The organism is Micromonospora sp. SD19 (assembly GCF_054462275.1).
This window is the reverse complement of record NZ_JBTLMN010000003.1, coordinates 487,649-499,435: the sequence shown is the minus strand read 5'-3', so window position 1 is coordinate 499,435 and position 11,787 is coordinate 487,649. Positions and strand designations below refer to the sequence as shown.

Here is an 11,787-nt window from a genome sequence, read left to right as displayed (position 1 = left end):
CGGAACGCCGAGGCCCGTCACCGGATGTCCGGTAACGGGCCAGTCGATGTGCCGGTGGAGATGGTGGGCGATACTGGGTTTGAACCAGTGACCTCTTCCGTGTCAAGGAAGCGCGCTCCCACTGCGCCAATCGCCCGTGGTGGCCCCCCGTGGGGGGCGGATCGCGAGCGGACGACGGGATTCGAACCCGCGACCCTCACCTTGGCAAGGTGATGCGCTACCAGCTGCGCTACGTCCGCACGTCCCCGACTCGCGTCGGCGACAGGTGAACTCTACCCGATGCCAAGATCGCTTGGCACGGCACCCTGGCCGGTCGGCGGTTGCGCTGGTCGCCACCGGGGTACTGAAGGGCTCGACAGCGCACCACACCCCCTTAAGGAGGCTGTCGTGGGTATCGGCACCAGCATCTTCCTGATCGCGCTCGGCGCGATCCTCACCTTCGCACTGGACGCGAGCGTCGGCGGCATCAACCTCGACGTGGTCGGCTGGATCCTGATGGGCGCCGGACTGCTCGGCCTGATCATGACCACGCTGATCTGGGGTCGCCGCCGTCAGGTGGTCACCACCACCGAACAGCCGGTGGAGTACCGCCAGGTCGAGGAGCGGCGGGACATCGCGCCGCCGCTGTGACCCGGCCCCCCGGCGCCGCTGACGGCGCCGCCCGGATCACCGTGACGCCGAGCCGGTCGCCCCGCTGAGGGACGGCCGGCTCGTCGCACGACGACCTTGGATACGCCGGACAGCGCGCGGCGCAGCCACACCGCTCAGCGCATCAACGCGTTGAGGGTGCCGTAGTCGAGGGCGTCCGCCAGCGCGCCGTACGTGCCCGCGCCGAGCGCCTCATCCGCCGCGCGGCGGGCGACCGTGTACGCGGCCTCCGCGACCGAGGAGCCGAGGCTCACCCGGGCCACCCCCAGCCGGGCCAACTCCGGCACTGTCGGCGCACCGGGCCCGGCCAGCACGTTCAGCGGCGCCGGCACCGGTCGCACCAGCTCTCGGATGGTCGCCAGGTCGACCACCCCCGGCACGAAGATGCCGTCCGCGCCGGCCGCAGGTAGGCATACGCTCGGGTCAGCGTCTCGTCGACGCCCCCGGCGCCGCTGAGGAACGTGTCGATCCGGGCGTTGACGAAGAGCGGCCGGCCTGGTGGTGACCCACCGAAGGGGCCGGTCGTTGCTCAGCGCCCGCACCGACCTCGCCGAGGTCCGGGTTACCGGGCGGCCCGCTGGTGGGCGGTCAGTCCAGGCAGGTGAGCGCGACCTCGGCGTACCGCGTCAGCGCCGCCCGGTCCGGGGTGATGGCGCCCATCACGCGCAGACCCTGGAGGCTGGTCACCAGGAAGCCGGCCAGGTCGGTGGCGCTGCGGTCGGTGGTGATCTGACCTCGCAACTGGGCCTCGGCGAGCAGGTCGTAGAGCGCCAACTCCAGGGACTGGGTGGTCGAGCGGAGCCGCTCGGCGACCCGCACGTCCTGGTGCGCGCGTTCCATCGAGGCGCCGACGATGAGGCAGGAGAGGTGCCGGCCGTCGCCGGTGATGTCGTCCACCGCGCCGATGAAGACCTCCCGGATGACCGCTCGCGCGTCGTTGCCGGAGCGCAGCAGATCGACCATCGGGGCGGCGTAGCGCTGCCGGTACAGGTCGAGCACCGCCAGGTAGAGGCCGTCCTTACTGCCGAACGCGGCGTAGATCGAGCCGCTGCCCAGGCCGGTCGCCTCGGAGAGGTCACGCATGGAGGTGCCCTCGTAACCCTTTCTCCGGAACACGTCCATGGCAGCGTTGACCGCGGCGTCGAGGTCGAACTCCCGGGTACGTGCCATGACCGAACCCTACCCACTATCTGGAACGATCGACAAAGTACCGCCGGTCACAGCCGCCGGGCCGGCCGTTTCCCCTGCTCGGGGCAGGTGCCGGCCACCGCGTTACGATCCAGATCATGGAGCCTCTCGACACGGTGCTGGCCGCGCACCGGGCGTACCTGCTCGGGTGGAACATCGGCGTCACCGGAGGCCCGGACCTCCCGACCTACCGCAGTGACGTGCCGCACGCGCCGCTCAACGGCGTGCTGCGGGTGGCCGGGCGCACCCCGCACGACGCGCTCACCGAGGCCCGGCAACGCCTGCACGGCGTACCCCGGATCTGGTGGGTCGGCCCGGACAGCGACGCCGGCAGCGCGGACGCCCTGATCTCCCTCGGCGCGGTGGAGGTCGCCCGTATGCCGATCATGACGGTGGAGATCGGGGAGGCGGCCGATGTGCCGACGCCCGCCGGCGTGCACATCGCCGAGACCGCCGACCTCGCCGCGTTCGTCCCGGCCTATGCCCGGGTGTCCGGAATTCCGGCGGACGGTGTGGCGGCGACGATCGAACGGGAGAAGGCGTTCACCGGCGACGGCACGCTGCTCCGGCTGGCCGGCCACCGCGATGACGGTCGGGTCGTCGCGACGGCCGTCGCCTGGATCAGCCACGGCCTGGTCACGCTCTACTTCGTCGGCACCCAGCCGGAGCAGCGCCGCCGGGGCATCGGTGCGGCCATGACCAGGGCCGCCCTGGATCTGGCCGCCGAGCGGGGCGTCCGCACCGCCGCCCTCACCTCGTCGGCGGTCGGTGAGTCGGTCTACCGCAGCCTCGGTTTCCGGCCGGTGGGCGAGTTCCGCCTGCTGACCTTCTGACGACGAGCGGGCGCCGGCCGGCGCAAACCATTGACTACGCGGTTCAGACAGCGTTGTCTTTTACTGTCGCCTGGGGAGGTACGACAGTGATCGACGATGTGTCCCTCGTGTTCTGCGTGACCGCTGACGTGTCGGTGCGCGAACGGATGGTTCGGCGCCTCAACGGCCTGGGCACCCTGGTGATCTGCGCCGACCTCGCGGAGTTGCAGGCGATGATCGGCGGACCGGTGATCAGCGGTCCGGCCCGGGTCGCCACCTCCACCGCCGCGCCCACGCCCGCCCTCGTCGCAGCCGGCGCACCTGTCGGCGCGGCCGGTCAGATCAGCCTCGGCGACCTCACCATCGACCCGCTTGAGCACCGGGTGACGTGGCGCGGAGAACCGCTGGCCCTGACCCGACTCGAACGCAACCTGCTCACCCAGCTCGCCACCGCCCCGGTCGGCGTCTGGACGTACGAGCGGCTCTTCGAATCGGTCTGGGGCTGCGCGTTCCTCGGCGACACGTCGACCCTGCACTCGGCGGTGAAGCGGCTACGTCGCAAACTGCGCGCCGCCGACGACGCCCTGCGCGTGCACACCGTGCGGGGGATCGGCTACCGGCTCAGCGTCGACTGACGACCGACGGACCACAAGCGAAACGGCTCGTCACCGGGTCTTCCGGTGACGAGCCGTTCTCCTCTGGTCATGTCCATCCATCAAGTGCTCGCCGAGGTCTTTCGTGATCGTCCCTCGTAGGTCGGTCGCGGACCCTCAACCGAGGTGGGTCGAGGGTCCGCGACCGATTCGGCTCACGAGCGGGCCGTGTGCATTTCAGGGCGAGCGTCGGTGGCCCCGGGAGTCGTTCGGCTCAGCAGGTCCGTGATCCAGGTGCGGACACGGGCCGTGCGAATCCGAGCGTTGGCCCGGGTTGGGGGCGGGTGGACGAATCAGGACGTGGGCGGGTTGATCCGCAAACCGATGCCAGGTCGGAGCACCGGTTGGCGGTAGACGTACTGGAGTGCGCGGGTGCCTTCGGCGTTCTCGATGCCGATGACAGCGCCGCCGCCCCTTTCCTGGAACGTGCCGTCGAGATCGGCATAGACGAACGAATATCCGCCGGTCTCGTGGATTATCAGTTGGAAGGAGACCCGGGTCAGATCGTCGACGTGGGACAGGACGTTGTGCCATTCGATGACGTACTGGCGGTTTGACCCGGTGCCGCGGATCTCCGCACGCACGGCAGCGTCGTCGTCCACTATCCAGTCGTGCCAGAACGGATAGATGGCCGCGTCGGGCCCGTAGTAGCCGTCCGGCTCCGCAAGACGGTCGGGGTACGAGTGGGACTCGCCCGGATCGACGAAGCTCAGATAGCCGTTGATGTCCAGCCAGCCATTGGCGTACCCCTGTCCGTACAGGGTGGTCGGGAATGGCAGGGTGATCGGGATATAGACGTCGTCGCCCGTCAGCGGTAGCGCCGGTCCGGTGACCGGGGTGAGCACCATCGGCTGCTCGGCGATGGTGTATCCGGCACCGGCCGGGGTCGTCGTGGTCGGGAAGTCCACCGTTCTTTGGGTGTTCGAGCCGACGTCGACAGACTCGACGGAGGAGCCCTTGCAGGCACCCGCGTGCAGCGTGGCGGTGATCGCGTGCGTGCCAGCTGGCACGTCCTCGATCTGGTATGTGCCGTTGGGTGCCGTCGTCGCGGCCAGGCCCGCCGTGGTGACGGTCGCGCCCGGTACCGCGGCGCCCTGGCAGCTGACGATGCCGGAGACGACACCGGTGCCCGGAGGGCTGGGCCGGAACACCACACCCTGACCGGATGTGAGCAGGGTGTCGTGGTGCAGGTACTGGAAGCCGATGGTGCCGGCACCGTTCTGGATCCCGACGGTGGCGCTGCCTCCCCGCTCGATGATGTTGGCTGGATCGATATCGGCGTAGGCGAAGGTCATGGTGCCGTCTTCGTCGAAGATCACTTCGAAGGACGCGCGCACCGTCGGGTCGCTGGAGTGGTGCACATTGCGCCACTCCACCACCCACTGCCGGTTCGGAGCCGTGCCCCGTGCGGCGGTGGCGATGGCGGCCGACTCGTCGACCACCCAGTCGTCCCACAGGACCGCTACCACGGGTTCCGGCTCATCATTGGGCCCCGGGGTCGGTATCGGTTGGCTTTGACGGAGGTCGCCGGGGTGCCGGAAGACGACGGCACCGCTCCAGGTGAGCCACACCGAGTTGTACGACTCACCGTAGATCTTGACGGGGAACGGCGCGTTCACCTGCCAGTGGTCCTCATCCTCCTCGGGAGCTACCTCGATCTGGGTGCCGGGGATGAAGGTCTGTGGTCTGGTCTCGCAGGTGTAGCCGAACTCGTCCCCGTCGACCATCACCGAGAGGTCAACATCCGAGGTGCCACCGGCATGGTTGACCACCTGCCTGGCGGACTGGCCGACGCAGCGGTTGTCGCTGGTCGAGGAGATCAGGACGTACTCGCCGACCGGCACGTTGGTGAACTGGTAGCCGCCGTCCGCGCCGGTGGTGACGGTCGTTCCGGTCGTGCTCATGGTCACGGTCGCCCCGGCGACAGGCGTGGAGGTCACCGCTGTGGTCAACGTGCCGGTGATCGTCCCCGACGCCGCAGGCGTGTACGTGATCGACGAGTGGGACGTCAGCGACGGTTCATGGGCGGAGAAGACCGCCGCGACGGTGCCGGAACCGTTCTCAAGGCCGATCACGGCCGCATCGCCACGTTGTCTCGGCGATGTCATCTCGCCGTAGTGGAAGACGATCCGCCCGTCCTCGTGGAGCACCAACTCGAACGTCGTCCGGTCAGATCCGTCGTAGAAGGCCATGTTGCGCCACTCCACGGCGAACGACCTGTTCGGCGCGACACCAGTGAGTTGGCTACGGATACTGGAGGACTCGTCGGCTACCAGGTCCTCCCAGAACGGGGCCACCACGGCGTTCGGCGCGTCGCCGTCTGGCAGGAACCCGTACCAGCCGAACGGATCGTCCTGTGGTTGGAAGCTCAGCAGTCCGTTGGTGTACACGGCAGCCGTGGAGTAGGTCCCGCCGTGGTATCGCATCGGGAACGGCAGGGTGACGGAGGTGGACTCGTCGTCGCCGGTCAGTGGGATGACCGTTGACGCCGCGACGTAGCCGGAGGCGCCGACCGTGCAGGCGTAGCCGAGGCCGCCGTAGTCCGGGCCGAGTTGCAGATTGCGGACGAGGTTGGCGTTCAACTCCACCTGGACCCGGGCCCTGCTCCCGCATCTGGTGTCCGGCACCGTGGAGACGGCGTAGCTGTCAGCGACCAGGTCGTCGAACGCCCACGCCCCACCCGCGCCGGTGACGGTCGACATACCGGACGGGTCCAGGGTCACCCTCGCCCCGACCACCGCGGCGCCGGCCGCGTTGACCAGCGTGCCGGACAGGTCGTGCAACGCCAGCGGACTGGCGGTCTCCGGGCGGCCGAACACGATCGCCCGGCCGCTGGCCAGGACCGCCTCGGCTGTGGAGTAGCGCAGCCCGTCCGCACCGGCCGGGGCCTCGATCCCGACCGCCGCCTGCGCTCCCTGCTCGACCGCGCCGTCAAGACTGTCGTAGTTGGTGGTCACCGTGCCGTCCGGCGCCAGGATCACCTCGAACGACACCCGCTGCGCGGTCGACGCTTTCCGGTGCACGTTGCGCCATTCGACCACGAACCGTTCGTTCGCTCCGGTACCCGTGGTCGCGGTCCGCACACTCGCCGAGGCGTCCACCACCAGGTCGTCCCAGAACGGTGCCACCACCGCGTTCGGCTCGGCAGGCGCCGGCAACGACCCACCTGTGTACGGATGCGAACCACCGGGGTCCGTGAAGGACAACAGCCCGTTCGTATCCAGCCACGCCGACCGGTACGCCTGACCGTAGAACGGGAAAGCGAACGGCAACCCGACCGCGGTCACCGCGTTGTCCCCCGACAACCCGACCACTGTGTCATTCGCCGCTGTGAAACTGTTCGCCTGCTCCGCGCAGGTGTACCCCGAATCGTCTGAGTACGGGAACAGGTACAGGTCCAGCCACACACCCTGTCCATCGACCAGCAACTGCTGGCTGCCCGACAACCCGCACCGGCCACCCTTGACACCCGACACCGTGTACGTGCCGGGGGCGAAGCCGGAGAACGAGTATCCGCCGTCGCTGCCGGTGACCACCTGGAGGCCACCGGGTTCCAGCCTGACCGTGGCTCCGACGACCGGCATGAACGTCATGACGTCGATCGCCACGCCGGACAGGATCGTGGCGGGCTTCACGACGAAGCTTCCCTGCGTCCTGCCACTGACCCGGTTGCCGTCATCGACCGCGACCACGTACAACGGGCGTTCACCAGTGATCGCGCCTACCGGCACCGACACGGTCGCCGTTCCGCCGGGCGCCGACGCGATCACCTCGTTGGCCAGCGACGTGTTGTCGGCACTCCACCGGAATTTCGTCACGTTGGTGTCACCACCGGCGCTGAACGTCACTGACATCTGCGCTCCAGCGGTGGCATTCGTGCCGTTCGGGAACGTCAGCACCGGTTGCAACGGCACCGCCAGCTCCGCGATCCTCGCCGCCGTCTCGACGAAGTTGTACATCCGCACGTCATCGATGTCACCGGGCCAGTTGTGCCCCAACATCCCCGCATACATCATCGCCCCGATGCGTAAGGGCCCCGTGGCATTGAAACCTGCGGTGACCGTCCCCGTGCCCGGCTGCAGCACACCATCGACGTAGAGACGGAAGGTCTTCGTACCTCCGTCGTACACACCGGCCAGGTGGGTCCATTTACCGATGACCGGAGCAGCGGTCGATGTGATGTTCTGCCCGCCCGACTGGTCCGCATCGGCCTCGTTCATCTGGAAGCCCCACCGGTTGGCCCCCATGATGTACCCCAACCAGAACGGCGCGGTCCGTGCGCCATCAGCAGCGACCGCCGCCTTGTGCCAGTTCGGAATAGCAGGCAGTCGCACCCGGGCGGTCACCGTGAAGCTGCTGTCCGTACGAACCGGGGTGATCACCCCGGTATCCGGGTGCGGATACTGCACCGGCCCCCCGGTCGAGGCATTGCCCTGGGCGCCATCCAGCACCAGCGCCTTGCCGACACCGGCCCGCCCGGTCACGCGGTCCGCCCCGGACCCGGACAGCGACACGGTGTTACCGTGCCCGGTCACGTCGGTGGCCGTACCAGTCGCCTCGTCGAACTCCCACTGCGCCGCAGGACCACTGCCCGCGCGCACCGAGAACGTGTACGCGGCCGGCGTCGCCGAGAATCGGCCAGCGTGATCCTTCGCCCACACCCACAACACGTTCACACCATCGTGACGCGGGAAAAGCGTCACCGACGCCCCGTAGTCCGTGGTTCGCGCCGGCACCGTTGCGGCTGCGGTCAACACACCCGAATCAAGTGTGTACGCGTACTCCTTCACCTCATAGGCACGCGTCGACGGCGGCGCGATGTTGAACGTCCCGGCGAACGAGACCCCACCCCGGGGCGCACCATCCGCCGGATACTGGGACGACGTCACCGGCCCCGGTGTCGGCGGCGGCGTGGCGTCGACAGTGAACTCGCACGTCCCCGACCAGTCCCCATAATGCGACCCGTCATACGTACGCGACTGCCACACGTACGTCCCACCATCGGTCAGCTTCCCTGCCGGAATCGCCTTCGACACCGACGACGGGTTACCCGACGCCTGCGACACCTTGTCCGTGTCATTACGCGCCCCGCCCAACGGCCACCAGTGGAACCAGGTCGTCAACGACTGCTGCGACGAATCCGGATCCGAATGCCTGACTGCCAGGATCGGCGTCTGTGTCAACACATACGGCCGATTCGCACCGGTGCCACACGCCTTACCGTCCGACAACCGATCGGAGGGCGCGCCCGGCTTGGTGTTGTACGTGATCGCCAGCTTCGGCGACGAGTGGTTGAACCGCTTCCACTGGTTCAACGTCCCCTCGCTCACCGCACGCAACCCCATGGTCAAACGCGACGAGTTGGCACCCGCCGCATGTGCCACCATCGCGGTGGCGTTGAACTCGACAGTGCCCGGCCCGGCGCAGCCGTGGACCGCGCCGTTCTTCCGGTTCGCTGCGGTCTGCGCGGTGTAGTTGCCGTCCCAGACCGGCTGCTTGTCCCACGTCGTACCCGACGAGATCGGCCCCGTCATCCACAACTTGGCGTTGGATGCCGGGCTACACGTCCAGGAGTGCCGCTGCTCGATCCGGAACTTCGCGTCGAGAATGTACTTCCCGCGCACCGCGCTGGTGTCCATCTGGAAAATCGATCGGATGATGTGGTCGGCGCAGCCGGAGCAGTCCTCGGTCCGGCCCGCGCCCGCGGAACCGTTCGTCCCGCCGTTGGTCAGGGCGGTCGAGTTCTTCCAGAACGAACTGGTCGGATGCTTGCTCCACACCGACGTCCACTCGCCGCCGGCGATGCCGCCCGTCCAGGACGGGTCGATGAAGATTGGATACTTGGTGCCCGGATCGGTGAGCAGCTTCCGGTCCGGCACCACCGTCAACTCACCGCCGGTCACCTTCACCGGCATCACCGCCTGCCGCGCCCCCTGCGGCGCGGTTCCGGCCGGTGACGAGGGGGTCTTCGGCGCGGTGCCTGGCGCTGAGGACGGCTTGCCTGCCCCATCAGGGCCGACCCGTGCCGCGTCCGACTTCTTCGTCGGCGTCTGATCCGGTCCCGGTGACGTGGCCGCCTCCGGCAGCGGCGTGGAATCCCACATCAACGGAGCCGGCGCCTCGAAGACCTTCTTACCGCTGCCATCCCGGGCGGCGAGCCCGCCACCCTCAGCCGCGGTGACCGTCACACCCTTCGTCGACAGACCGAAGCGCACCGCCGCCAACTTCGGATGCGCCGCCGCCGCCGGCGTACGCACCACCAACACCTCGGAGAAACCCGACACCAAGGCCGTCACCCGCAGGTCCACATCCGGCAGCACGTTTCGATACACCGCCGAATCGCCCTCCACCACCGGCGCCGGCAATTTCCCCGGCCAGGACATACCCAACTCACGCTCACCATCGCGAACCCGAGCCAGCACCCCGTCACCACCCGGCGAGAACACCACCGGCAACACCGTCGCCCGCGGCACCACACCCTCCGCGGTCACCTTCAACGCCGTGTCCACGGGCACCCACGACGAACCCTTCCGCACCCGAACCGGCTCGATTCCCTCCTCCAACGTCCGCGACCCGTCAACGTTCAAGAACGTCTGCGAGTACTCCGTACGCTCAGCGAGAATCTCCACTCGACGACCACAGGTATCGACCATCTTCCTGGCCGCTGACGCATCAGTGGAAACATCCACACAGGACGCGCGAGCTGGTGGGGCGGGTCGCGCCGACGCCGGGGACACCGGCAGCGCAACCGACGTGGCCACCACCACAAACGCGAGCAGCGCACATCCAGCGGCCCGAGGAGCCGTACGACGGGCACGCAGGAACCAGCGACCGCGACCGAACATTGAAGCCCCCGTGTGTCAGACCGCTACGGCTTGATCATTTTAAGTAGCGCCGTTATCGCCGTCAATACCGAAGGTTGTCAATTATTCACAGTTAGTGCTGGCCTCTTCCATTGGCCACCGGGTCCCATCTCAGTCGCCTCGAGAGGCATGGGCCCAAGCGCCTAATATGAGAGCTTTTAACGCATTAGCAAACTGCCTGCCGCACACCCAGCAAGCGGGAGCACTTCCGACCGTGAAAGAGGGCCGGACAACAACATGCGCCCAGCGGTGCCCACCTACTTTTTGAAGGGCCAGGGCTCCGCGTCGCTCCCACGTCAGGAGCATCACAAACGAAACGGCTCGTCACCGGGTCTTCCGGTGACGAGCCGTTCTCCTCTGGTGGGCGATACTGGGTTTGAACCAGTGACCTCTTCCGTGTCAAGGAAGCGCGCTCCCACTGCGCCAATCGCCCGTGCTTGTTGCCGAGGTGGGGACGGGATTTGAACCCGCGTACACGGCTTTGCAGGCCGTTGCCTCGCCTCTCGGCCACCCCACCGAGGTTGCCCCCGTCATACGTGGCGGCAGCTCCGAGCGGACGACGGGATTCGAACCCGCGACCCTCACCTTGGCAAGGTGATGCGCTACCAGCTGCGCTACGTCCGCACGCCCCCGGACGTTCCCGGGTGACGGATGAGAACTTTAGCCGAGTAGGTGTTTGACTGCCAACTCGGGGTCGCCTCGGCGCGTCCCGGGTGGTCGGGGCTGGAGCCGAGTCACCCCCGACCAGCTTCCTAGGTGGCTGGCCTGGTGTCTGAATCCAGCACCGACCGTCACACTCCGACATTCCTCGGCAATGATCGTCACCATCGCGTCGCATACCTGACCATCGACGTCTCGACGGCCCGGCACTGGGCAGCGGACCTCGGTGAACACTCTCCGTGGAACGACCGACGACACCCAAAAGAAGTGTCCGGCTTCCGACTGCCACGGTGTGGATCGGCGCGTGGTGGTAACTGTTCGTGTTCAGTCGGATGGGCTACGGTAACGGTCGTGACGAGACGTGCGGCCGAGATCCGCCTGGATGCCCTGCTGCGCACCGCCTGCGACGTGATCGTGGAGCGCGGTCTGGCCAACACCCGGACAGCGGACGTGGCGAATGCCGCGGGCGTGAGTCAGGCGTTGGTTTTCTACCACTTCGCCACCAAGGAGCGGCTGCTCGCGCAGGCCTTCGCGTACGCGGTCGAACAGGACCTGGCCCGGCTGGACGCGGTGACCCGCTCCTCCGCCCCGCCACTGACCAAGCTCCGCCGGATCCTCAAGCTCTACACCCCGGCCGGGAGGGCGACCTCCTGGTCCATGTGGATCGACGGCTGGTCGGAATCCCTGCGTACCCCGGAGTTGGAGAAGGTCTCCCGCCGCCTCGACCTGCGCTGGCGACAGGACCTGGCCGCGGTGATCACCGCCGGGGTGGCCGACGGCACCTTCCAGTGCGCCGACGCCGACGGGGCCGCGTGGCGGATCAGCGCGGTGATGGACGGCCTCGCCGTCCAACTCGCCGTGCACGACCGGGTGATCTCCCGCCGCCAGTTCGGCGAGTGGGTCCGGCTGGTCACCGCCCGAGAGCTCGGCCTGGACCCGGCCGACCTCGACTGAGCACCGGTC

At 68.1% G+C, this 11,787-nt stretch carries 7 protein-coding genes and 5 tRNA genes; 4 read left to right on the top strand and 8 right to left on the bottom strand.

Translation table 11 applies throughout. The annotated features are described in order from the left end of the window. Positions 1-61: 61 nt before the first annotated feature. Together ACX27O_RS14725 and ACX27O_RS14720 are read right to left on the bottom strand one after the other, a co-directional pair. Positions 62-136: transfer RNA gene (locus ACX27O_RS14725), tRNA-Val, on the bottom strand. 30 nt (positions 137-166) lie between these two features. Further along, a tRNA-Gly gene (locus ACX27O_RS14720) sits at positions 167-239 on the bottom strand. A 148-nt stretch (positions 240-387) separates the two neighbouring features. Between ACX27O_RS14720 and ACX27O_RS14715 the strand changes: the two genes are divergently transcribed. Further along, positions 388-630, top strand: a complete 243-nt coding sequence (locus ACX27O_RS14715; protein ID WP_030336096.1) for a DUF6458 family protein — start codon at positions 388-390, stop codon at positions 628-630. A gap of 134 nt (positions 631-764) precedes the next feature. On the opposite strand, the gene ACX27O_RS14710 is transcribed toward ACX27O_RS14715, so the two are convergent. Both ACX27O_RS14710 and ACX27O_RS14705 read right to left on the bottom strand, forming a co-directional pair. After that, complete coding sequence (locus ACX27O_RS14710; protein ID WP_458939562.1) at positions 765-1,028, bottom strand: isocitrate lyase/phosphoenolpyruvate mutase family protein; 264 nt, start codon at positions 1,026-1,028, stop codon at positions 765-767. Positions 1,029-1,236: 208 nt separating this feature from the next. Further along, complete coding sequence (locus tag ACX27O_RS14705) at positions 1,237-1,818, bottom strand: TetR/AcrR family transcriptional regulator (protein WP_210863095.1); 582 nt, start codon at positions 1,816-1,818, stop codon at positions 1,237-1,239. Between the two features lie 116 nt (positions 1,819-1,934). Between ACX27O_RS14705 and ACX27O_RS14700 the strand changes: the two genes are divergently transcribed. Together ACX27O_RS14700 and ACX27O_RS14695 are read left to right on the top strand one after the other, a co-directional pair. After that, a complete protein-coding gene (locus ACX27O_RS14700) occupies positions 1,935-2,669 on the top strand; it encodes a GNAT family N-acetyltransferase (protein WP_210863097.1) in 735 nt (244 codons plus the stop codon). A gap of 146 nt (positions 2,670-2,815) precedes the next feature. Further along, entirely contained in the window at positions 2,816-3,283 is a 468-nt protein-coding gene (locus ACX27O_RS14695) for a winged helix-turn-helix domain-containing protein (protein WP_210863099.1), read from the top strand. A gap of 311 nt (positions 3,284-3,594) precedes the next feature. On the opposite strand, the gene ACX27O_RS14690 is transcribed toward ACX27O_RS14695, so the two are convergent. The 4 genes from ACX27O_RS14690 to ACX27O_RS14675 all read right to left on the bottom strand — a co-directional run bounded on the left by ACX27O_RS14690 (position 3,595) and on the right by ACX27O_RS14675 (position 10,788). Further along, the gene (locus ACX27O_RS14690; protein ID WP_458939561.1) at positions 3,595-9,816 is read right to left on the bottom strand and encodes a carboxypeptidase regulatory-like domain-containing protein; all 6,222 of its coding nucleotides are present in this window, start codon (positions 9,814-9,816) and stop codon (positions 3,595-3,597) included. A 706-nt stretch (positions 9,817-10,522) separates the two neighbouring features. Beyond that, a tRNA-Val gene (locus ACX27O_RS14685) sits at positions 10,523-10,597 on the bottom strand. A gap of 13 nt (positions 10,598-10,610) precedes the next feature. Beyond that, positions 10,611-10,681, bottom strand: a tRNA-Cys gene (locus tag ACX27O_RS14680). Between the two features lie 34 nt (positions 10,682-10,715). After that, positions 10,716-10,788, bottom strand: a tRNA-Gly gene (locus ACX27O_RS14675). Positions 10,789-11,175: 387 nt separating this feature from the next. Between ACX27O_RS14675 and ACX27O_RS14670 the strand changes: the two genes are divergently transcribed. Beyond that, positions 11,176-11,778 (top strand): TetR/AcrR family transcriptional regulator, encoded by a 603-nt coding sequence (locus ACX27O_RS14670; protein ID WP_030336107.1) that lies wholly within the window; start codon positions 11,176-11,178, stop codon positions 11,776-11,778. Positions 11,779-11,787 lie beyond the last annotated feature (9 nt).

Excerpts from the sequence above, each read along its gene's own strand:
- ACX27O_RS14705 (WP_210863095.1), bottom strand. The coding sequence starts at position 1,818 with ATGGCACGTACCCGGGAGTTCGACCTCGACGCCGCGGTCAACGCTGCC.
- ACX27O_RS14700 (WP_210863097.1), top strand. The coding sequence starts at position 1,935 with ATGGAGCCTCTCGACACGGTGCTGGCCGCGCACCGGGCGTACCTGCTC.
- ACX27O_RS14695 (WP_210863099.1), top strand. The coding sequence starts at position 2,816 with ATGGTTCGGCGCCTCAACGGCCTGGGCACCCTGGTGATCTGCGCCGAC.